Origin of the sequence: Longicatena caecimuris, from assembly GCF_004341945.1 — a bacterium.
GTDB lineage: Bacteria > Bacillota_I > Bacilli_A > Erysipelotrichales > Erysipelotrichaceae > Longicatena > Longicatena caecimuris.
Map to the genome: position 1 here is coordinate 1 of NZ_SMBP01000015.1, position 25,174 is coordinate 25,174.

Consider the following 25,174-nt stretch of genomic DNA (forward strand, 5'->3'; position numbering starts at 1 on the left):
ACTTATGGTTAATGAAATTTTTACATCTCGTATTGAAAAATATCTTAAATAGATGTCTTAATCAATTTTACTTACACACTTTTCTTGACAAACCCTGAATTTTTTACTGTGAAAAACAGCATAGCTTTTTCAGTATCTTTTTATAGCTATCATGAACTGTAATCAAACATCTTTTTATTTACCAACGCTTCATATTCTTTTCAAACTTATGAACATATGCCGTTTTTAATTCTTCGGATGAAATATCGTAACATAATAAAACATCATTGTAATACATCAGTACATCTGCTAATTCTTCAATCAAATCCTTTCTCAAATCTTCATCTTGACTGGCTTTTAATCCGCTATGCTTTTTTACAATATCAATTACTTCGCCAATTTCTCCAACCATCCATAGTAATTTGTTTTGCCCTACTTCAGCAGAAATACCTTCCCATTTGTCTTTGTATTTTTCTTGTAGTATTTTTTGCATTTCTTTCATTTCATTGATTGTAAATTCACTCATATAAATATCTCCTTCAAATTTCAATTTATCTTTGCCTGCATTATACCATGCCATTATAAGTACTGTAATTTTTTTCTGCTTTTGAAAAGCTAATAATAGCCTATACTTTGTAAAGGGTGCTATTCAGTATTGCATATGCAACAAGCCTTTGAAACTATAGACTAATAAGTTTTAAGGTAATCCGGCAGAAATGCAATGTCTATTGTTTACGGAATGGAAAAAGCCCCTCTTTCAAACGGCTTTCTTCCATAACGCTGTATTTCTTTGTATAAGTCGTTACATAAGACTCTTTCATTTGTTGTAATTTCGTTGTCATTTTCCCTGTTTTATTTCGCGGTTTTTCTGATAAATGCTGTATTTCTGTGGATTTACGCAATTTTGTATCTGTTTTTAGCTGAGAATTAGAGGTTATATAAATAGCGTCAATAACTAACAAACAAAAACCCCCATCCGTAAATGCAATAGGTGTGTGGATAGCTAAATCAGTAATTTGTTTAAAGCTATCATGTGTTCCAATAATATTTCGTCTTAATTTTTCCTTTTTTTTCTAGGACTATGCTATATTTGAAAACGTAAAAAAGAAAGGGATCATTAGTTATGAAAAGACGAAAAAAACGAAACATCAGGGCATTTCAAAACTTTTCAAGAAAACTTGTAGGAGTATTTGTTGTTATGCTCATGATCATATCTCTTTTTCCTAACAATTATTTGTATGCACAGGAAAAGGTAGAAACGAATAAGGAGCTGGTAAGTGAGGAACAAACAGCAAAGCAAGAGGAGCCTGTACTCAGGGAAAAGCTGGTATATGATGAAAACAGCGATATTCTGAAATGGCAACTGGAAGGTCTTTTGGTACAAACAAAAGACACTGTTTCAGAAATGATCCAAGTGAAAGAGGGCCATCTTGATGCTTCTAAGAAGGATTTGACACAATCTGATAAGTTACAGCTGTTGTTATCCTTTGCTGTGAAGACGATAGATGATGAAACCTATGTCGTGCAAGGAGATCAAGTATCCATCCAATTGCCGGAAAACCTAAGTGTGAAAAAGATAACAAAGCCTCAGCCTCTTTATGCTTATGAGAAAAGCCGTTATACAGAAAAGGGCTTTGATGAAACTAAAAAACAGGAGCAACTTGGGGAATATACTATTGATGAACAACATATCTTGCATATTACCTTCCTTAAAACCATTACAAAGGAAGATAAAAATGCAGTTTTTGCGTTGTTGCCAATAGATATAGCGCTTGCGCAATCGGCCTCCATTATAAGCATGCAACTGCAATCAAAAGATACGCTTGAGATACATTTCCCTGCTTATGTGGATGCTTCGCATAAACAAGATCCTAGCAATCCTTCTAACAATAAGCAGAACAATGATAAATCACCGACCCAGGAAACGATGGAAGAACATAAGGAACAAGCGAATCCTGTGGAGGCAGCCGGTTCAGAGAACGTTGATAACGATAAAAAAGATACATCCAAAACGAATCCATCGCAAATACAAAAAGAACAGAAGGATAAGCTTACCACACATGCGCCTGCGTATCACAGAATGACTTTACTGAGTGAACGCGTGGTTGAGCGTGTGAAACAGACATTGGCGACAAGCCCATATCGCATAACAATACAGGATGGCTTGCCAGATGGTTTTGAACAGGTAAAAATCAATATCCTAAATAAAAACGGAGGTTATAGCGCAGATGACGATGATCGTACAGTAGGTTTTAAATTTGAAGTATCCTTACAAGATGATACTTTGATTACGGCACTAGAACGCGTCTTAAGCACCCTGCCAAATGCTCCTGTCTTTCATGGGGATTATGAACAATATGATAAGGATATGCTGGCTTTTTTAAATCGTGAGGACGTAAAGAAGGCGTTGGCAAAGTTAGAATATACCTATCCATTGGGTGATTGTTTCAATGATGCGAATGTAGCGATAAAGGAACTGTACGATGATCTTGGAGATAAAATCGGCGAATACTGGGTAAGTGAGGGTGTTGTACATGTTGTATTCACTTATGACATGTATTATTATTCCAATGTTTCTGCGGTATGTAACTTTGACATTCCCCTTGATGAGGATGTTGCATTGGATGATACACCACAAGATGTAGAATTTGAAAATGGGAAGCTGATCATGAAGCAGATAGGAACAATCAACGATGGAGATGATTCTGAGAATGCTGCTAACTATAGCATTGATAAGGATGCGCCTTTAAAAGTCAGCGGTACCGAAATTTCTTATACGATTACGATCAAAGCCCTTACTGCTAAAAAAACATTAGAGAAGACATGGTTTGTGGATCGCATACCAGCGGGTTTAAAGGTAAAACAGCTATTCTTAGTAAACGGTAATGAAGAAACACCGATTACCAAGTATACATTGAAAGATGGCAATTTATCTTATCAGATAACAAAAGAAAATAGTAAAGAAATAGCTTTCCGTTTGGTATTAGAAGCGGATGATGAAACTTATCAAAAACTAATCAAAGCAGGCTCTATGGATACACCTTTTACCAATCAAGCATTTTTAAAAGATGAAAAACAGGCTGAAAATCTAGCCGAATCTAATGAAGTCGCAACACAGATGAAGGTCACCTTTTTGAAAAAAGAAGGAAAACAACAGGATTTGGAAGGTACGAAGTTTAATTGGACCATTCAGGCAGCTACGAAACTTCCTTATTTTAAAGAAGGCTATTTGGTAGATACTTTCTCTTACAGTGATCATATGTTGGCAAAAGGTTCAAGTCTTAACATCACAAGTAAAGGAAAGACCATTACATATCCTGTGGATGAGATAGCGATAAAAACCGCAAACATCCCTTATGAAGAGCTAACTGTTGAAAACATTAACGAAATTGGCGAAGGTACAAAGGAACCGTTCTATTATCTTTATGAAACAAAAGAAGCGAGTCCATTTGAAGATGAAACCTATCAAAAACAATGTGTTTTATTGATCCCATTTGATGACTATCATGGTATCAAAGAAAGCGAACAGGTAAAGATTCAGTATATCACAGAACTAAATCGGCATGGCTTAAGCATTGAGGATTACATCACGAACCATCATGATGATAATAAGCAGATTGGCAATAAGGTGAATCTGTTATGGAATAATCAAGGTGGAACTGGACCGAATCCGGCTACATGGGAAGATGTGGTAAACTTTAGTAAAGATGTGGATACCAATGTTGATGTGATGGATAAAAAAGGAACGTATTATGATCCGGCAACCCAGATGGCATATTGGGATCTGGAAATTAACCGTATGGGGGCCGTGATTCAGCCTGCACAAGGGAAAACACAGATTACAGTAGCTGATATTTTCTCTAAAGGTGCATATGATTTGCATTCCTTTCATATATCCTATACAGAATATCATCGTGATGATGCTTCTTCACAAACACAGGAAGTAAAAGATTTTGTCATTGCGGATAAAGATGCAGATAAGAAACAGTTGATATTAACAATGCCGGCATTTGATACAAATACATATCGCATTTATCATATTCAGGCAAAGCTGAAGGATCCTACAAGTCTTTCTCAACAAGGAGATGTGACCATATCAAACAGTGCTGTCATGGATGCTCAGGTGAACGGAAAACCAACTGATGTGACCATTTCGGCAGATATGCATATTAAAAATACACTTATCATCAAAGAACCTGTAAATGGATATGATTATAAAGCCCATGCCTTCACATGGAAGGTTATAGTAAATCCGAATAAATTGGATATCAAAGATGCTTCTGTAAAAGATATTTTGGAAAAACATACGAAATTTGGCAAGCTGGTAAGTGCGCTTGATCAGGATGGAAACGATGTGTCGGACAAAATCACATCACAATCAACGACAGAAGTACTTGATGGAGAAACACGAACGATTGAAACGTTTACGTTAGCAGATATAGCAGAAAAAAGCTATACGCTAGTCTATACGACGATTCTAGAGGATACTGATGTCTTAACGAATGTTACGGATAGTAAAGTATTTAACAATAAGGTCATTTTATCCGGTGATGTCATCGGCAGTGAAGATGTCAGTGCACCTATCGTAAATGCTACGGATACAGCGAAGATTGAAGTGAAAAACAATCAGATGGAAAAAGGCGGTATTTATGATTCGGAAGATGGCAGCATTACATGGACAATTATTATAAATAAAGATCAGGTTAATTTAAAAAATCTTATTTTTGTGGAAAATTTACGCGAACAATTGGCAGAAGACGAACCAAGCATTCAAACATTGGATCAAGATTCTCTGCACATTTATGAAGTTGGCATAAAAGAAGATGGTAGTATTTCTCCAGAAGAAAACGAGGTTACGCAAGATAAAGTAAATGATCTTACCATCAATGGTTATGATGGATTTACTTGGAAGTTTCCTACCGATGATACATCAACTTATAAATTGACTTTTAAAACCTATCTTAATGAATATGCGGCAGGTGCTACCATCGCCAATGAAGTGTACTAGAAAAATCCGGATGGAGACCCAGTCGAAGATTCAAATATAAGCGATGGCGGGTATGATGGAAGTTTTGATTTTAATGATAATGCCACAAAAAATCCACGACCAAAACTCGCTATTCGTAAGATCAGTACAAATAGCATTGATCCTGGCGAAAATAAAAATCATTTGTTGGATGATGCCGAATTTGAAATTAACGCATATGCCGTAGCAAAAGAAGCGGATGTATACGTACTTGGTGATGCGATCGAATCTTATAAAAAGATTAATGTTTCAACCGATGGCATGGCATATTTTCTGAATGTGATGAATAAAGAAAATGTCATTTATATGCTGCGTGAGACAGCATCACCAAAAGGATATAAGGCAATCGCAGAACCGCAGTTTTTCCGTTTTGTGGTAAAGGATGCACCGGATAAGGACAGTGTAGATAAGGTTTCTTATCAGGGGAAGGAATATCCGATATCACCTATTCTATATGGTGCAAATACACCTGTTCCACAAATAATTATTGAAGATGAACCTAATGATGATGCAGTATTTAGTTTTACGAAAAAAATACCGGCACTTGTTAAGGATGGGAAAGTAAGTGAGTATCAAAATGCCGGAAAAGGCATTACGTTTCGTCTGCATGCCATTCATCAATTGGAAGGCAAAGTGAAAGATCGCTATGTCAAAACCGATGATGATGGCAAAGTTACGATTGAGAATTTAGATGCGGGAGAATACACACTTACCGAAATCGCTACAGATACCAATTTAGATGTTGGAGGAAGCTTACAAGTTAATGTAACAATTCAAGCGGATGGCACCTATGCTTTTGCTTTCAGTGGAGCTGCCAACCATGGTTTAAGCTACCAAGACAATCATACTTTATACAACGATTATGTAAAAGGTTCCTTTACGTTTAAGAAATATGCAGCTTATCAAAACGGTGAGCAGCAACAGATTGTTAAAGATAATAAAGAACCTTTAGAAGGTGTTCACTTTACGTTAAAAGCGACAGGAACAACACCAACAAATCAAGGATATACAAGTAATGCCGTTTCTTTGTCCGATGGCAGTGTTACCTTTGCTAATCTGCCGGTTGGAGAATATGAATTACAGGAAGAAAAGAAAGATGGCTATGAACAAAACAGCATAACGTATAAGGTTACCATCAGTGAAGAAGAAGGCGATCAGCTTGTTATTGATGAAGATGGCAAAGTGTATAAGAGTAAAAAAGCGAAGAGTGTCATTTCACCAGAACTTCAAGATCGTGTGCTGACCAATACACCGGAAAAAGGCAGTGTGATTCTGCATAAGGTAATTGACAGTCAGAAGAGTGGCTTGTTAGGGCTTAATGGGAAACCTTTGCAGCAAGTATCTTTTGGTTTGTATCGTAAGATCGGAAATACCATTGCTGAAAAGCCATTGTATCTTAGTGAATCAAAAAGTGATGGCAGTGTTGTTTTCAAGGATGTGGAATATGGCGACTATGTATGCAAAGAACTCAGTGATTTACCACAGTTTAATAAAGTTGATGATATCACCATTCTACGTTCATCTTTCCTCTATGATAAAGAACATGCAACCTTTACGTATAAACAGGATGTTGCAAATGCGTTATATAGTAAAACATTACATGTTCATAAACAGGATCAAGATGGCAATGCCTTAGCAGATGTAAGCTTTGCTTTGTATCGTCGTGCTGTTATGCCGCTAGAGGAAGATAGCGAAGAAATAAGTTTATTACAGCCGGATGCAACAATTACAAGTTATTATCCTTATATGAAAAAGGTAATGACGACAAATGCTGATGGTAATTTTACCCTACATGAATTACCTGTTGGTGATTATTTGTTGATTGAAAATGGTGATCTGCAGGATTTACAAGACGGTCATAATAAAGTTGCTGTATATATGCATATTGAAAAAACAAAGGTAGAAGCGTATTATCATGATAATTTCGTACAGGAACTCATCGATCATGCTTATAATCTCAAGGCTGAAGATGTTACATTGGCGAATGGCTGGAAGGAGTTACCAGAAAAAGATGGATCTTATACTGTCATAAATCAGCGGAAATTTGCGTATGTCCAAGTTCAGAAGCAAACCGGTGAGTGGCAAGAGAACAACTTTGTCAAACCTTCTTACAGTAAGCCGTTAGAAGGCTGTGTATTCCAAGTAAATAAAGTAGTAGAACAAAAAGAAGTGCCTTATCTTCGATTAACAACCAATGCACAGGGTATGTTTCCAATCAGCGAAGATGGAAAACTTATCGGTAAGGATGAAAATAACAAGGAAGTGCGTAAACATTTATATTATGGCCGTTATACGATAGAAGAGATTGCCACTGTCACCGGCTATCAAATGATGAATGGTAAGGTTTCTTTTGATATTAATGATGAAAAGACAACCGCATCACATGGTGGAACGGTGTATATTTGTAATGAAGGGGCAGAACAGGGATATAGCATCGTAGGCGAAAGTGCTAATCAGAAAGCATTGATTAATACATATGTACGCCAAGCGATTACGCTACAAAAAAAGGGTATCGCGGATCGTAGTTTACTGGATGCCGTCTTCGCGATAAAAGATCAGGATACGATTGTGGCATATGTCAAGGCTGAGAAAGATAGCTATACACTAAGTGATACGTATCAGGATCATGTTGTACAAGCGACAAAAGATGGTATACCTTATTTGTATAAAGATGGTGATGTTTTTAAACTTTTAGCAGGTAATTATAGTATGGAAGAAATTGTTGTGCCCAAAGGATATCGCAAAGCCAGCTTGGAAGTGACAATTTCAAATACAGGAAAGGTAAGCTTCCACGATGTTCAAAACTGTCGCATGGAAGGAAATACGCTCTATGATCTTCCTATAGCGTTAGCGATTGATAAGTATGATACACAAGGAAAGCTTTTAACTGGAGCTAAGTTCGTTGTAAAAGGTGTATTTGCCGATCATACTACGGAAAAAACATTAGAAGATGCAAATCAAGCACAATTATTACCTAATACAGAATATCAGCTCATAGAAAGCAAAGCGCCAGATGGTTATCGCTGTACAAAGAAGCAGCCAATCATTCAATTTGATGTAAATGGAAAGGTTGAAGTAGTTAAGGATGAAGGCATTGTTCATGCAGAAGCAAATCGCCTGCAATTTCAAGATGATGCCATTCGCATTCAAGTGGTGAAAAAGGAACAGGGAAAAGACACGGGATTAGCAGATGCCTACTTTACTTTAAAAGGAACATTTGCTCATACCACGAAAACAGAAATTACGGATCTGAAGACAGATAAACAGGGAAAACTGGCTTTATATGATACAAATTGGAACCTAATTGGCGATCATTCCTATGAATTAATAGAAACAACGGCACCGCAAGGATATGCCTTGCCATCACAAAGTATCCATTTTACGGTCGATGCCTATGGTTACGTAACAGAAACGAAGGAACAAGAAGAGATCGTTGTTGAAAACATACCAATTCAGGTAACGTTGAAAAAGATTGATGCGACAAGTAAGCAGCCAATCAATGCGTCGTTTATCTTATTGGATAAGACGGCAGCGACTTCACAAAATATACAGACCCAAAACGGAACAATCGTTTTAACAAAGCTGTTGCAGGAACATGAATATGAAGTAATAGAAACAGCCGTGGATCAAGGGTATCTATTGCCTGCAGAAAAAGTCGCAAGCTTTCTTGTAAATACGGATGGTTCTTTAACGATGCGAAAAGGACAACTCCATGATAAGACCATCGAAATCATGAATGAAAGAATAGCAGGTAAACTACAGTTGAGCAAGTTGGATGATAAAACGAAACAACCGTTACAAAATGCTGAATTTACCTTATATGGGGAAGGGTATGAAAAACCCTTTACTACAGATGATATGGGAAGGATACAAGTAAGTGATCTGCCATGGGGCGAATATACTTTAAAAGAAACTCGGGCGCCGCATGGCTATAAGCTGAATCCAAAAGAATATCACTTTACAATTGATGCGCAGCACCTATCCATTGCCTATGTGCAAGCAGGTGCTATCACAAATACCGTCAATACATTTACGATTCAGAAAACAGATTTAAAAGGCAATCCATTATCACAAGCCATCTTTACGATAGAGGACTTAAGTGATCCTTCGAATAATGAGGTATTAGCTAAGGCGTTAGCGCAAAAAACAGGGGATCGTCTAAGCATCGAAGGGTTGTTAATTGCCAATCATCGATATGAACTCAGTGAACAACAAGCACCTTTAGGCTATCAACGTGAAAAAACTAAGGTACAATTCACAATGCAAAACGATGGAACCATAAAGGCGGATGGTGAATGGGATGCACACTATCAGATACTCGAGAATAGGGAAGGAATTCATCTGATGAATGCGCCAATTGTGGCTGATATGCAAAAGATAGCTGAACAGCAGCCGCAAGAGAATGTTATCTTTACCCTTACTCCAAAGAAGGATGCTATATTTAAGGATGGTACAACAAAGCCTAAAACATATCATACGGATGAAACAGGAACGATTGCTTTTGGTAAGGATGTACTACAAGGAAATGCATATTTGTTGCATGAAGAAAAAGCATTAAATGGTTTTACCTACGCAAAAGATGTAGAACTGCGCATAGATGCAGATGGCATGACTTTGTGGGATAATGAAAGGAAAGCAAAATGTGTAATTAAGGATAAAGCAATGGCCTTTCGTATCATCAAAACAGATGATCAAAAGAAGGCAATAGCCAACAAACTGTTTACCCTGCGTCAGCTTGACAGTGAGGCATCTTGGTCTTTGCTTAGTGATGAGCAAGGTGCATTAATAGAACGAAACAGTAAACAACCTGTTGCCGCAATCGTAGCAGCAGATGCTTCCTATACATTAAAAGAAGAATCAATGGATCATAGCAGTTATCTTGATCTGCACGATGAAATTCGTTTCACAATTACACGTGATGGTCTTTTCCATGATGTGCATTATGATGAAAAAGATGTAATAACCGTATCTGCTGATGGTAAGATGTTACAAGTTGAAAATAACAGGACAAACCTTAGCATTCAGAAAACAGATATGCAAAAGAATCCATTAATAGGCGCTGAATTAGCAATATTTGCAGATGTAGATGGTGTGATGGGTAAGACAATCGTCATGGTGGAAGGAAAAGCTTTAACTTGGACTTCTGATGGCAAGCCACATGAAATACGTGGATTACCGGTAGGCTGCTATTGGCTGAAAGAACTTACACCGCCATCCGGTTATACGACAGCTGATCCAATTTCGTTTATGTTAGATGCTCAAGGTGCTGTCACGATTCTCAGCGATCACTCCAAGGCAGAGGGAAACCTCATTACCATGCAGGATACAGCAATCATGGGTCAGTTTAAGATTCATAAAACCTCGTTGCAGAAAGAAGATATAGCGAATGTACAGTTTGATCTTTATAAAAAAGATGGAACAAAGATAGCAGAACATCTTACTACGGATATCCATGGTCTATGGGAAAGTCAACAGGCCGATATACAGCGTTTGGATAGTACCGCTAAGCTAAGTGATGGCTTAGCAGCCGGTGACTATTATCTGGTGGAGACACAGACTGCGGATGAATATCAACTGCCTTTTGATGAGGAAGCAAAAACGCACTTCACTATTCAAGGTAAAATTGAAGAAGAGATTGTCATGCAGCCAGATGTATTGACGATTGATATTCACAATAGGTCTTATCAGCGAAGTATAACAATTGTGAAAAAGGATCAGGAAGATGAAACTGCGATTGCGGATACCCGATTCAGTCTGCAAAGAGTTAAGGATGGAACAGGTAATGTTGTTGAAGAACCAAGTGTAGAAAAAACGACATTAGAGGATGGCAGTCTGCAATTCATAGTAAACCAAAAAGGAACGTATCTGCTTCGTGAAACACAGCCTGCGATTGGCTATGTGATCGAGGAAACACCCTATGAAGCAACCTTTGTGGTGGATGATAAGAGTGAAGCCCAAATCACTTTGAAGAATGGAAATACGGTTAAGAATCAACGTCAGTTAGGAACAATGCAACTGATGAAGAGTGATGCACTTTCTCTGGAAGCATTGAATGGTGCCGTCTTTGCCTTGTATCAAAATGGGCAAACATACGGTGAATTTACAACCGGAAATGAATATAGCAAAGATGCTCAAGGAAAATACCAAGCAAAAAGCACGGATACAGGATGCTTAACGATCCATGATTTGCCATGGGGCGATTATCGCATCGCAGAAGTAAAAGCACCTGCCGGTTATCAGCTAAAACAAAGGGAAGCATTCTTTACAATTGGTAAGAAAGGCAGCGAAATGCTGCTTGAGGTAAAAGGCTTAGCGATTACCAATTTAAAGACGAATGTTACCTTCCATAAACTAGCTTCTTATGTTGAAAGCTGTAGTGATGAGACATTAGGCACAAATGCACTTCCCCAAGATGCCAAAAAAGCATTAGCAGGAGCTGAATTCAGTGCTTATGATGAACAGGGAGTGTTAGTTAAAAAGGCGGTAAGTGATGCGACAGGAACAGTTGTATTTGAGAAATTGTTGGCTGATCACACATATACAATAAAGGAAACAAATGTACCAAAAGGGTTTGTCGACCCTGCTGATACCTATCAAATACATCTGGATGCTTCGGGACAGCCACAGGATATGATCAATTTGACAACCAAACAGGTGGTAAAAGATATTGTCAATGATGTATATCGCAAAGATATCGTATTAAAAAAAGTCAGTGAGAATGAACCGACAAAGGTGCTTCCAAATGCTGTGTATGGATTATATCGCATCGCTTCTATAGAGGATGAACATCCACAGCTGATTGCGACAGCTAAAACCGATGCACAAGGAATGTTGCGCTTTGAAGGGGTGTTATGGAATCAGCTTTATCAAATTCAGGAAATCGATGCACCAGTAGGCAGTTATTGTGCTAAATATCCTATAACTTTCCAATATATCATGAAAGACAATCAAATCATGATGGATATGCTGGATGATGGGCAAGGAAGCGTGAAACTGGATCCTACGGGTACTATGATTTGGTATGAAGCGGATGTAATAGTAAATGTGCACAAGGTGGATGCCGATGGAAAGGCATTGTCAAATGCAACTTTAGCCATTGTAGATAAAGATGGCAAGGTCCTTGAACGCTGGATATCCGACGGCAAAGCACATACAATCGTAAATACATTAACAGCTGGTGAAACGTATAGATTAAAAGAGATCAAAGCTCCTTACGGCTATCAGCTTGGGAAAGATATCTTTTTCACGATAACCGACAAAAAGGTTGGGGTGAAGGAAAACGATACGCAAGAAGTTACGATGCAGAATACCTTAACCTCGCTTACGATAGAGAAACGTGATAAGGATAGTAAACAACTGTTATCTGGTGCTGTATTTGCGATATACGATGCAGCTACGATGAAATTAGCGAAGGATTATCAAGGGAATGCTCTCACCTGGACTTCGCAAGGACGCGATAAATGCATCGGAATAGCTGAAGGAAATTATATCTTACGTGAAATAAATGCCCCAAAAGGCTATCAGACAGCGAAAGATCTGCCATTTACATTACAGAAAGATGGAACTATTCTGGTTGATGGAAACCGTGTAGATCAATTGATTGTTATGGATGAGCGAAAGGTTGATACAATGATCCAACCAGATCCTGAAGAAGTTAAGACATTTGATACATCTCATGTGTATGGCTATATGGGAATCTGTATCATGACGATGTTGGCACTTGGCATATTGTCAAAAAAGCGCCGACATAACGTATAAGGAAAGAAAAAGCTCTGATGTGTAAGAACAATTAACATATCGAGCTTTTTTCACTTTTAGATACTTTTTTGATAAGGAAAAGTGCATGGGACGCAAGAGCTTAGCAAAATGGATTTTTTGAATTAGTAATGCTAATTTATAAAGACATCATAAAAAGGATAGGAAAGTATCCTGGCGTGTGTATTTGTATTTCTGAAAGACACATGCTATAATGCACAGGCATGAAAAATGGAGGTTCTATATGATAGGGACAAACAATGTGAGCGTGCGTTTTGGTGCACGCACGTTATATAAGGATGTAAATTTAAAATTCACGGATGGTAATTGCTATGGGTTAATTGGCGCAAATGGAGCCGGTAAAAGTACTTTTCTAAAAGTGTTAAGTGGTGAATTAAAGCCGGATACCGGAGATGTTTTTACCGGACCGAATGAAACGGTTTTTACACTGGAACAGGATCATTACAAGTTTGAAGAATTTCCGGTGTTAGAAACTGTGATGATGGGAAATGAGCGCTTATATGCCATCATGAAAGAAAAAGAATACTTGTATACAAAAGAAGGCGAGTTTACCGATGAAGATGGAGTAAAAGCCGGAGAATTAGAAGAAGAATTTGCGAATCTTGATGGCTGGAATGCGGAAAGTGAAGCAGCCAACCTTTTGGAACAGTTGGATATACCGGTAAGCTTACATCAAGAATTGATGTCAGCCATGACGCCTGCACAAAAGGTTAAGATTCTGTTAGCGCAGGCATTGTTTGGCAAGCCAAATACACTGTTGTTAGATGAGCCTACCAATGGTTTAGATTTAAAATCCGTTGCCTGGCTGGAGCATTTTTTGATCAATTATGAAAGTACCGTTATCGTCGTATCGCATGATCGTCATTTCTTAAACAAGGTTTGTACGCATATCGCCGATGTGGATTTCGGAGGCATTAAGATTTACAGCGGTAACTATGATTTCTGGTATGAATCCAGTCAGCTGCTGGCAAAACAGATGAAAGATGCAAACAAGAAAAAAGAAGAAAAGATTAAAGAATTAGAAGCCTTTATTGCCCGATTCTCAGCGAATGCCGCAAAATCGAAACAGGCAACTTCACGTAAGAAAATCTTAGATAAGATTACGCTGGATGATTTACAGCCATCTACCAGAAGATATCCTTTTGTGGATTTTAAGCCGGAACGTGAATCAGGAAAAGCCATTTTATTTGTCGAAGATCTTTGTGCATCGATTGAAGGAAAAGAACTTTTGCATAACATTTCGTTTTCTTTAATGAATGGGGATAAGATTGCCCTGATCGGCAATCCTTTGCAAACTTCATTATTATTAAAACTTCTGGCGAAAGAAATAGAACCGGATAGTGGGAAAGTAGAAATTGGACAAACTATTACACCAAGCTATATCCCTGATGATAATGCTGCTTATTTTGAAGGGGAAGAAAGTATTTGTGACTGGCTGAGCCAGTACACGAGTATTGATGATATGAGTTATATTCGCGGGTTCTTAGGAAGAATGTTGTTTAGTGGGGAAGAAGCCTTAAAACCTGTCAATGTGTTATCCGGAGGCGAACGTGCTCGTTGTATGTTATCAAAAAGCATGTTGGAAGCACCGAATTTATTGTTGCTGGATGATCCTACCAACCATCTGGATCTGGAATCCATACAGGCTTTAAACAATGGCCTAATCAACTTTAAGGGAGAGATGGTCTTTACCTCTCATGACCATCAATTCATTCAAACAATCGCAAACCGTATTATTGAAATTCGCGAGGATGGCATCATTGATCGCCGCATGAGCTATGATGAATATTTAGAACGTGAATATGGTATTGAAGAGTAAATTCATCATGGCACTGCCTATAAAATTCATAAGCAATAATTATTTAAAATAAGCAAAAGAAAAGCTGATGTATATGTAATACCTTTATTGGTAAGAAACATAGAAACATCAGCTTTTTTTCTGAATGTAAGTAGACTTGTTAATACATGGAACGCTTCATCCAATTGCCTTTTTTATAATATAGGAAGAGCCATAAAGCACTGGCAGCCCATGTTAATGGCCAGCCCATAAAGACAACTCCGATATCATGGAAGATAGGAACACTTGCCAATATCCAGGTCATACGCATTCCACACCAGCAAGTAATCATGACAATCATAGGAATCGTGGTAATACCGGCACCGCGGATGATGCCGTTAAAGGCATGAGAAATAGCAAGGAAAATATAAAATGGAGCTAATACATGCATCATATACAAACCATAGGAAATAACCTTAGGATTATCAGAGAAGATGGATAATACCTGCTCACCGAATATTAACAATAAGGCTGAGATGGCGATGGTTGTGAGTAGGGACATGATGATACCAGAGCGTGCTCCCTGTTTCACACGATCATATTTCTTAGCTCCCATATTTTGTCCGGTAAAGGTTGTTAAAGCCATAGAATAGCTCATCACCGGTAAAATGGCAAAGCCATCAATCTTGGTATAAGCACCACAGCCAGCCATCGCTAAAGAGCCAAAGGCATTGATGTTACTTTGCACGATAACGTTTGAAAAGGAAACAACGCCGTTTTGAATACCACTCGGTAAGCCTAAGCGGATGATTTCAATCAACTTATCTTTATGAAAGCGAATCTTTTTTAAGGTGACTTTATATTCTTGTTTCGTTTTGATGAGTAATAAGAGGGTTAACACGGCACTGATGGTTTGAGCAATTAAGGTCGCCCAGCCTACGCCGGCTATGCCCATATCAAACACGATGACAAACAATAGATCCAGCAGGATATTGGTGATACTGGATACAATCAGAAAATATAATGGATTTTTAGAATCCCCAACAGCACGCAGGATACCACTGCCCATGTTGTACAACATAACGGATAGAATACCACCAAAATATATACGCAGATACAAAACAGAACTGCTCATAACATCTGATGGAGTTCCAATCCAACGCAATATGGTTGGAGAGAAGATGATTCCAAACAAGGTCATAAAGATACCGGCTGTCATAGTAAGGGCCAAAGAAGTATGAATACTGTCTTGTAAGCTTTCCATATTACGAGCGCCGAAATAACGAGAGATGATAACTCCAGCACCAACCGATAACCCCATGAAAAAGCTGACAAGCAGGTTAATAACGGGAGCACTGCTGCCAACAGCAGCTAAGGCCTGTGCACCTATATAATTACCAACAACGACAGAATCCACCGCATTATAAAGCTGTTGGAATAAATTGCCTAATAAAAGCGGCACGGAAAATAATAATAACTCTTTCCATATAACACCTTCTGTCATTAATCCTTTCTGTTTGGTTTTCTCCTGTTGCATGACATCACCTTACCCCTTATTTCTTATGGTTCTTTATTATACACCCGACTTTGAAAAAAAGATAGTTCACAAAATCATTCTCTTTCATAGAAGTTGCGGTTTTCTTTCATTTATCCTCAAAAAAACATCCTGCCCTATATTGGAGAAAGCTTGTGGCAGCTTACTAATATAAGACAGGATGGAGGGAAATGTGATTAGGATTTGGGGTGCATATACTTACGCTGATACTCATCAACAGGTAAAGGAATGCTGTAATAAAAGCCTTGAACAAGTGTTACACCGCAGGATGTGAGGGTCTGCAGCTGTTGCAGTGTTTCTATACCTTCAGCGATAATTGTAATATGTAATTCTTCACATAGTTTCATGATGGCAGTTACTATTTTTTGCGTCCGTGGATTACTGTCTAATTCATTGATGATACTCTTGTCTAGTTTCAAGACATCAAATGGAGCAGCGGATAATAATGCCAGATTGGCATACTCAGTACCAAAATCATCTAACGATATTTTAAAACCATGATGTTTTAATTCATGTATCAAAGTTATAAGGTCTTTATCAGAAAGATGATCGCCATGTTCACTAATTTCAATCTCCAGATAGGATGGAGCTACTTCATATTTTTGACAGATAGCTAATAAATCCTGAAGTAAGGTGGCTTTGATCATCGTTTGATGGGATAGATTAACGGAAATCGGGACAATCGTGGCATAGGCATCCAGCCACTCGCGAATGAGCATACAGATGCGTTCAAAGATGTAATAATCAATCACGGAAATCAGATGATGCTCGGCTAGCAGGGGCATAAAATCCCCTGGCGATATAATGGTTCCATCACGGTCTTCATAACGTATCAAAGCTTCGGCCCCAAACGCTTCTCCACTTGTCGAGCGAATTTTTGATTGCAGATACACATGAAAATGGTGCATAGCTATTTCTGCTTGTAACGTGTTGGGGTCAGAAAGATGCAACAATTCATCATTATAATGACGATAACGCTTTGTATTTTGACGATTCCGATAGAAAACACGTTTATCTTCATACATACAGGCATCTGCTTCGGCAATAAAATCATTGATGCCATCCGCCTGTGGTGACCAACGGCTGCCCAAAGCAAACTTCAGCATTTCCTGATCTTTGATAGAACCTCGCAGTTCACGGACTTGCCGCTGGAAAACATCTTGACTCAGGTTTGTGGATATGATAACAAATTCATCTCCTCCGATACGATAAATATCGGCCTGTGGGAAGACACGTCGCATATGTAAAGCCGCTTCGATGATAAGCTCATCGCCACGAGCATGTCCATACTTATCATTAATATCTTTTAAACCGTTGATATCCAGATAAACGACACCGACGGATTGATGAGAGTGCGCGATATGTTTTACATCTTCGATGTATCGGTTGCGATTATAGAACGAAGTTAATTCATCATGATAGCTTAAATGAGCCAGTTTCTTTTCTGCTTGATCTCGTTTGATGGTCAGCATGATAAAGTAACACAAGGTTTGTAACATCGAAGTAATATTTTGCATCATGTCCTTAGCTGGATTGTCAACTCCTAAGACAGCGATGATCTGATGATTACTTTCTAATGGAACAGCTACCATACGTTGGATGTTATGGTTTTGTAATATCTGATATTCTTCTTCAGAGAGCTTATTTATTTCCGCAAGATCACTGATGATAACGCTCCCCTTTTCACTAAAGGCCGAAAGCCAATGATGGATAACGGCTTGCGGGAGTTTAGCAAAATCTTGTTTGCGAGAAGCGATATGGGCATCACACCATTCTTGATTAGCAAACGGCATTTGATTATCAATGCTGATAAGGTACGTACAATCCGCTGTAAAGAATTTGCCGACGGCTTGTAACACGGCATGAATGCTGCTTGTGACATCTTGATTTTCATATAGATGATGAACACAGCGGACAATCATATTTTGCGCATCCAGCATGTTCTGTAATTGTTGTTTCTCTTTTTCATTTTCGGTCATGTCGAAAGCAATTTCCATACGTGCTTTACGTCCTTCCCACTCAATGAGACGATCTTTTAACAGGTAATGGCGTAAAGAGATGGGATTAGAAAATTCCCAGGTGATAATTTTGCCTTCATCCAATTGCGGATTTGTACAAAACGGACATGGCGAAGTTCTTCCCTGCAAAACTTCATAACATTTGCGTCCGTAAAAGTCTTTTGTATGGAAAGAACGCTGACCGGCTTCATTTAAAAAATATAATTCATAAGTTTCTAAATCGGCAATATACAAAGTTTCGGAGATTTCATTCATCGGAGCCTGTAATTGTTTTGCCAACAGCGATAAGGCTTCACTTTTTTTACGATTCTCAATTTCCACCTTTTCCATTTCTTGTTGGCGTTTACGCATTCGTGAAGTTATGGCGGCGACAAAAGCAACAATTGCCAAACAAAGAAGAATTTGTACCATCAGTATCCGCATGATCGAAGAGACGCGTTGCTCGGTATATATTTCAGCTTCTTTTACGGTATCATCACAGGCTTGAAAGTACTGTTCACTTAACCGTAGTAATTCGGCAGTATCCTTACTTTTGCGGACTTCTTTAATTTCCTCCTTGATTACAGCCCAATCTTTTTCAAGCTCCTGCAGCTGTTTTTGGTAGGTTTCATCATCCATGCGTGTTAATCCATTTGGTCCATCACCTGTTTGTAATTCGTTTAGGATTCCATCTAGCTTTTGAATAAGCGCATGATTTGTTTTGCCTGCCATTTCCTGTTTCACCAGAAGTTGCGTAGCTCCACGGACAACACCGGTATAATTAACCACGCGGGCATTTCCCTGCATGTTTCTGATAGCGTTTAAAGATAAAAAACCGGAAAGGATGAGGGAGAGTATCAGAATGGTGGGAATCAGCTTTTTCTGCATGGAAGACACCTCCTGCCTATACATCATTTCGATCATTGAGTGAGTATCTTTCTATATATCATACTATAAATAAGCAAAAAAAGGTAAAATTTTAGTGAATTCTATCGATGATAAAAAAGGATTTATCTAAGGGGAAGAGAATGAGGCTAGATAGCGTGGAAGTCTAAGTGAGCAGCCATGAGGAACGCTTCGAGAAAGAAAGGGTATCGTTTGAGCGTGACATGAGATGATCCAAGAAGAGAAAATACGAAAACTTTAAAATATCCCTTTACATTTCAAAAGCAACAATGCTATAATCAATAAACGGGTAGAAATCTCTACTCCCCGCTCTGCACATGAGGCAGGGCCATGAGACCATGAGGAGGTGTACAGAATGAAAAAATACGAAATCATGTACATTGTGAACGCATCTTTAGAAGACGCAGCACGCACGAAAGTGATGGATGGATTACATAAGATCATCACTGACCACAACGGAACTATCGATCAGGTAGACGAGTGGGGCGTAAAAGAGTTCGCATATGAAATCAAACACATGAACAAAGGTTACTATGTTGTTATCAATGTGACTGCTAACAATGAAGGTATTCACGAATTTGATCGTTTAGCACGTATCAACCACAACATCGTACGTTATATGATCGTTAAAACACAGGACGAAGAATAAGAAACAGGAAGGATGATGGACAATGATCAACCGTGTAGTATTAGTAGGACGCATGACAAAGGATCCGGTTTTACGTAAGACTGGAACAGGAGCCAGCGTAACATCCTTTACTGTAGCATGTGATCGCAGAATTAAGACCGAAGGACAGCCGACAGCGGATTTTATCAACTGTGTGTGCTGGAATAAAGTTGCTGATAATACGGCACAATTCACGCATAAAGGAAGCTTAGTTGGAGTGGAAGGAAGAATTCAGACACGCAGCTATGACGACCAGAGTGGAAGACGTGTCTATGTGACCGAAGTTGTCGCAGACTCTGTTCAATTTTTGGAGCCTAAGGGAACCAACAGTGCTGCAGCCGTTAATGCTTACACACCTGATTATGATGCAGGAAATCAAGGCTATCAGAGCGATAATGCATCACCGTCCTACTCCAGTGACTTTGCATCCAGCGATACATTGGATATCGCCAGTGATGATTTACCATTCTAATTGGTAGAAAGGAGATAAACTATGGCTTTCAAGAAACAGCGTATGGGACGCAAGAAAGTTTGCTATTTCACAAAAAACAAAATCGAATACATCGACTATAAAGATGTTGAATTATTAAAAAGATTTATTTCCGCAAACGGAAAGATCATCCCTAGACGTGTAACCGGAACACGCGCAAAATATCAGCGTATGCTGGCTACTGCTATCAAACGTGCACGTCAGATGGCTTTACTGCCTTACGTAAGCGAATAATATTCGTGTTAATGAAACCTCCAGCTGTTTTGGCAGATGGGGGTTTTTCTCTTAAGAAAGGAGGAGCACTTATGAACAATCAAACAAAAAAGATGACGGAAGGCGCGATGATGGTTGCGATTGTCGGTATGCTATTATTTATCAACCGTCAATTAGCTGGTATGCTAGAAATGGTCATGTATTGGGTCTTAACCTTTCCGATTTTAATGTATACCGCACGCTATGGAGTAAAAAGTGCATGCGTTCCTGCCATCAGTATGGTTCTGTTAAGCTTTATGATTGCCGCTCCGACAACGATCTTTTATCTGTTTAGCTGTGATGTAGTAGGCATCGTTTATGGTGCCGGGATAAGAAAGAAATGGAAGAATGGAACACTGTTACTTTGGACAGGGATATTCACGTTTGTTTCTTATCTGATTACTACCGTATTATTTGCGGCAATGTTTGGCTATGATCCGGCGGAAGATGTGGAAATGGTGAAGATGCTGTTAGACTTCATGCATATTGATATTGGGATACCACTTGCCAAAATCGTGATGTATGTTGTGATTGGCAGTGCGATCTTAATGACGGTTTTACAGACAATGTGCATTCATATGATTGCCAATGTCGTATTAAAACGCATGCATATCGAAACAAGAGCAATGAAGAGCATTTTTGAAATTAAGGTTCCCAAAAGTGTCGGATATACAATAATAATGATATGGGTTCTATTTTTAGTGCGAAATGTGCTAAAATTAAACCAAGATGTCTATGGGCTATTACTAGGTGTCTATGGAGCAGCGAGAATCTTTGCAATCGGTTATGGTGTTATGACCTTGCTTTGTATCCTATTGTTGTTTCGTAAACGCATCTTCTTATTATTTGTCATCATAGGCATGTTTCTGCCATATGTACAAGGTGCAATTGCTATCATCGGTGTTTTGGATATGATTGTCGATCTGCGTGGCATATGGTTAGAAGTACTGAAACGAGGTGTGGTACATGGAACGTCTGGAGAACATTAAGGTACAGATTGGAATCGTCATACTGGCACAGTTTGTTGCCTTATTTGCCTTATTTATGGCGGATATTGAAGGCGTTAAAATTTTACCGATGCTGATTTTGGTGATTATCAACTCTTTGGTTGTCATCTGGGTCGTCTATTGGTTTGAAAGTGATCGAGAACAGCGAGATATCGATATATCCAGAATTCTTGGACATGATGCAAAGGATGCCCTTTTAATAGGAGAAATGGGTATTATCACATATGATGAGCAATACTGCGCTACCTGGATGAGTGAATTGTTGCAAGAGCGCGGTGTGAATATCGTTGGAAAGAAGCTTACCAGCTGGATTGGCGATATCACAGAACTTTTTCAAGGAGAAGTTGACAGTATTACCGCACATGATGGTGAATATGTTTATGAAATAACTCGTAAAGAAAACGGGCAAGTATTATTTGTGAAAGATATTACCGAGTTTGCAAGGATATCCGAAAAATTTCAGGAAGATGGTATTGTCGCAGGACTGCTGCAACTGGATAATTACATGGAAATTCAACAATATGAGGATGAAACCAAGATGGCTCAGATCAATACTTGTCTGCGTCAGCCATTGGTTGAGTGGGCAGATAAATATGGCATGCTGATTCGTCGTTTGCGCAGTGATCGTTTCTTGGTTGTCTTAAATGAAAAAATATATCAGCAAGTCGTTGAAGATAAGTTTGCAATCTTAAATACAGTTCGTAAAAATGCTGAGGATATCGATGTTTCTATCACCTTGAGTATGGCCTTTGCACGTGGCACGGATGACTTTGCCCAACTGGATACGATGATCAGTGATTTGCTGGAATTGGCGCAGAGTCGCGGTGGTGATCAGGCCGCTGTGAAAAAATATGGAGAAAGTGTAAAATATTATGGCGGAAACAGTGAAGCTAGGGAAAAACGTTCAAAAGTTCGTGTCCGCGTGATGTCACAGGCTATTCGTGAGGCGATCATGGAGGCAAAACGGGTATTCGTGATTGGGCATCGGGATATGGATTTTGATTGTATGGGGGCTGCTTTGTGCATGTCACGTTTAGCAACTGCTTATAATAAAGAAAGCTATATCGTTTCGCAATCGTCAGGAATAGAACCGCAATTAGCGCAAGCTTTAACGGAATATGAAGATATCTTCAATGGGCGCCATCGCTTTCTACAAGATGAGGAAGCTGCCAGAATGATCGAAGATGAAGACTTGCTGATTGTTGTCGATCATAATAATCCCAAACAAACCGGCGCACCGTTGACATTGGAAGCTGCCAATCGCATCATTGTGATTGACCATCATCGAAGAAGTGAAGATTTTATCGGAAATCCATTATTAGTATATGTAGAAACAAGTGCCAGTTCCACTTGTGAATTAGCAGCCGAATTCCTGCCATATCAGACCAATCGCGTAAATCTGAGTGAGGAAGAAGCTACGTTGATGTATGTCGGTATTTTAGTCGATACGAATCGTTTCCGTAATCGTACCGGAAGCCGTACCTTTGAATCTGTAGCATATCTGAAAAAGCTTGGCATTGATCCGATAGCAGCAGAAAATATGCTAAAAGAAGACTTCCGCGATTTTGCGGCGAAGACGGAAATAATGAATTATTCACAGACCTATGCGGATAATATCATCATTGCCGCAGTGGAAAAAGATGCCCAAGTCAACCGTACGTTGATGTCGCAAGCAGCTGATAGTATGCTGGAAATCAAAGGTGTCGAGGCAAGTTTTGTTATTGCGCGTATTAATGAGAACGAATGTGGCGTTTCCGCGCGCAGTAAGGGTGTTGTGAATGTCCAGGTGATCATGGAAAAGATGCATGGAGGCGGACATTTTAATGCCGCGGCTTTACAACGCAAGGATACGAGTGTAAAAGCGTTGAAAGAAGAATTGAAAAAGAAGATTGATGAATATATAGAAGAAAACAAGGAGGAAACAAAGGATGAAAGTAATACTGCTAAGTGATGTGAAAAAAGTAGGTAAAAAAGGTGAAATCGTGGAAGTTAGTGACGGTTATGGCCGTAACTTCCTGTTAAATAAAAAGCTGGCTGTGCTCGCCACCAAAAAAAGTATGGAAATCTTAGATGAACAAAATCTGCAGCATGATTTAGAAGAAAAACAAAAAGAAGCAGATGCCCAAGCATTAAAACAAAAACTTACGAAAATTACCTTGGAATTTCATGTAAAAACAGGAGAAGGCGGAAGAGTATTTGGCAGTGTGTCAACCAAACAAATCGTAGAACAGTTACAGCGTGTACATGCTATCAAAATTGAAAAGCGTAAGTTTATCGATACCGATGCCATTACTTCTTTAGGTTATACCGATGTGAAAGTCGATTTATATAAGAATAAAGTTATCGGTGTAATACGTGTTCATGTGAACGGTTAGGAGGCAGTATGAGCAGAGAATTACCGCATAGTAATGAAGCGGAACAAGCCATCCTTGGCGGGATGATGGTATATCCCAGCGTTAGCGGCGTTGTATATGATCAGGGCTTAGAGCCTTCGGATTTCTATCTCGATATTCATCAGCGGATCTTCTCTGCCATGATGGATATTACCAATAGTGGAAAACCGGTCGATGTAACGACACTGATTGCCCGTTTGCAGGATATTGAACAATTACACTTGGTTGGCGGTGCTGACTATATCATCAAATTGAGTGATACCGCAATATCTGCGGCCAACAGTATGTATTATATTGAAATTATTAAAAGCCGTGCACATTTGCGCCGTTTAATAGAAACAGCACAGGAAATTGCCGAGGAAGGTTTTGACACGGCAAGTTCTTTAGACGATATTATGGATAAAGCTGAGCGTGATATTTTAAATGTAACAAGAGATCGCAAAGCAACGGATTTTAAAAGCAGTCGTGTTGTCATTTCCGATGTTATGCAGGAGCTGATCAAACTGCGCAACAGTGATTCTCATATTACCGGCATCAAGACCGGTTATACGGATCTTGATCGTATTACGAATGGTTTTCAAAGAGGCGATTTGATCATTTTGGCGGCTCGTCCAGCCATGGGAAAGACCGCTTTTGCGCTGAATCTGGCATTAAATGCATCTTTTTATAACACGGGAGCGATTGCCATCTTTTCCTTGGAAATGCCTGCTGAACAGCTGATGAAACGTATCCTGAGTGCGAAAAGTGCTGTGGAATCCAGTAAATTAAGAAGCGGTAATCTGATGGATGAAGAATTTAATAAACTAAATGAAGCTGCTAATGAATTAATGGCAAGCAAGCTGTTTGTCGATGATAGTTCAAATATCAAGGTCGGAGAAATCTTTTCCAAATGCCGTAAGCTGAAAAGTGAGCATGGCTTAGACTTAGTCGTGATTGACTACTTGCAGTTAATCAGTGGCAGTGGCCGTAGCGGTGGAGATAACCGACAGCAAGAAATTTCTGAAATCAGTCGATCCTTAAAACAACTTGCTCGTGAAATGCAATGTCCGGTCATTGCCTTATCACAGTTATCACGTTCGGTTGAAACACGTCCGGATAAGCATCCTATGTTATCCGATTTACGTGAGTCAGGAGCAATCGAGCAGGATGCCGATATTGTCATTTTCCTGTATCGTGATGAATACTATAATAAAGATAAAGAAGAAGAGAACACGAATGCAACCGATAAGACCGATGTTGATATATCAAAGCATCGTAACGGTGCTACCGGGCGTGTGGAACTGGCCTTTCAGAAATCCATATCGGCTTTCTTTAACATTGCCAGAGACAGCTATTAGAAGGGAAACGGT

At 39.0% G+C, this 25,174-nt stretch carries 14 protein-coding genes; 10 read left to right on the plus strand and 4 right to left on the minus strand.

Translation table 11 applies throughout. The features are described 5' to 3' along the window. Window positions 1-178 precede the first annotated feature (178 nt). Both EDD61_RS09180 and EDD61_RS09185 read right to left on the minus strand, forming a co-directional pair. Window positions 179-505, minus strand: a complete 327-nt coding sequence (locus EDD61_RS09180) for a MazG nucleotide pyrophosphohydrolase domain-containing protein (protein ID WP_008978117.1) — start codon at window positions 503-505, stop codon at window positions 179-181. Between the two features lie 199 nt (window positions 506-704). Then, the gene (locus EDD61_RS09185) at window positions 705-941 is read right to left on the minus strand and encodes a hypothetical protein (RefSeq protein WP_132225105.1); all 237 of its coding nucleotides are present in this window, start codon (window positions 939-941) and stop codon (window positions 705-707) included. A gap of 236 nt (window positions 942-1,177) precedes the next feature. Here EDD61_RS09185 and EDD61_RS09190 point away from each other — a divergent pair, with 236 nt between their 5' ends. The 3 genes from EDD61_RS09190 (at window position 1,178) to EDD61_RS09200 (ending at window position 14,600) form a co-directional block, all read left to right on the plus strand. Continuing rightward, entirely contained in the window at window positions 1,178-4,987 is a 3,810-nt protein-coding gene (locus EDD61_RS09190) for a collagen binding domain-containing protein (RefSeq protein WP_165877203.1), read from the plus strand. A gap of 162 nt (window positions 4,988-5,149) precedes the next feature. Beyond that, complete coding sequence (locus EDD61_RS09195; RefSeq protein WP_165877204.1) at window positions 5,150-12,763, plus strand: SpaA isopeptide-forming pilin-related protein; 7,614 nt, start codon at window positions 5,150-5,152, stop codon at window positions 12,761-12,763. Between the two features lie 241 nt (window positions 12,764-13,004). Further along, the gene (locus tag EDD61_RS09200) at window positions 13,005-14,600 is read left to right on the plus strand and encodes an ABC-F family ATP-binding cassette domain-containing protein (protein ID WP_132225111.1); all 1,596 of its coding nucleotides are present in this window, start codon (window positions 13,005-13,007) and stop codon (window positions 14,598-14,600) included. A gap of 139 nt (window positions 14,601-14,739) precedes the next feature. On the opposite strand, the gene EDD61_RS09205 is transcribed toward EDD61_RS09200, so the two are convergent. Both EDD61_RS09205 and EDD61_RS09210 read right to left on the minus strand, forming a co-directional pair. After that, window positions 14,740-16,095 carry an MATE family efflux transporter gene (locus EDD61_RS09205; RefSeq protein ID WP_008690402.1) on the minus strand — a complete coding sequence of 452 codons (1,356 nt, stop codon included), beginning with the start codon at window positions 16,093-16,095 and terminating at the stop codon, window positions 14,740-14,742. A 194-nt stretch (window positions 16,096-16,289) separates the two neighbouring features. After that, on the minus strand, window positions 16,290-18,998 hold the full coding sequence (locus tag EDD61_RS09210; RefSeq protein ID WP_132225113.1) for a sensor domain-containing phosphodiesterase: 2,709 nt from the start codon (window positions 18,996-18,998) through the stop codon (window positions 16,290-16,292). A gap of 373 nt (window positions 18,999-19,371) precedes the next feature. On the opposite strand from EDD61_RS09210, the gene rpsF reads away from it, so the two are divergent. From rpsF to dnaB, 7 genes are all read left to right on the plus strand, one after another. Then, entirely contained in the window at window positions 19,372-19,665 is a 294-nt protein-coding gene (gene rpsF, locus EDD61_RS09215; RefSeq protein WP_008690404.1) for a 30S ribosomal protein S6, read from the plus strand. A gap of 22 nt (window positions 19,666-19,687) precedes the next feature. After that, on the plus strand, window positions 19,688-20,155 hold the full coding sequence (ssb, locus tag EDD61_RS09220) for a single-stranded DNA-binding protein (protein WP_008690405.1): 468 nt from the start codon (window positions 19,688-19,690) through the stop codon (window positions 20,153-20,155). A 21-nt stretch (window positions 20,156-20,176) separates the two neighbouring features. After that, on the plus strand, window positions 20,177-20,407 hold the full coding sequence (gene rpsR / locus EDD61_RS09225; RefSeq protein WP_008690406.1) for a 30S ribosomal protein S18: 231 nt from the start codon (window positions 20,177-20,179) through the stop codon (window positions 20,405-20,407). Between the two features lie 71 nt (window positions 20,408-20,478). Next, window positions 20,479-21,414, plus strand: coding sequence for a DUF2232 domain-containing protein (locus tag EDD61_RS09230; protein ID WP_132225115.1), 936 nt, complete (start codon window positions 20,479-20,481; stop codon window positions 21,412-21,414). Then, window positions 21,392-23,383 (plus strand): GGDEF domain-containing protein, encoded by a 1,992-nt coding sequence (locus EDD61_RS09235; protein ID WP_132225117.1) that lies wholly within the window; start codon window positions 21,392-21,394, stop codon window positions 23,381-23,383. The genes EDD61_RS09230 and EDD61_RS09235 overlap by 23 nt, the downstream gene beginning before the upstream one ends. Continuing rightward, a complete protein-coding gene (gene rplI / locus EDD61_RS09240) occupies window positions 23,361-23,807 on the plus strand; it encodes a 50S ribosomal protein L9 (protein WP_008690412.1) in 447 nt (148 codons plus the stop codon). Before EDD61_RS09235 ends, rplI begins: the two co-directional genes overlap by 23 nt. A gap of 8 nt (window positions 23,808-23,815) precedes the next feature. Further along, window positions 23,816-25,162: a replicative DNA helicase gene (gene dnaB / locus EDD61_RS09245; RefSeq protein ID WP_008690414.1), complete on the plus strand. Its 1,347-nt coding sequence runs from the start codon at window positions 23,816-23,818 to the stop codon at window positions 25,160-25,162. The last annotated feature ends 12 nt before the right edge of the window (window positions 25,163-25,174 follow it).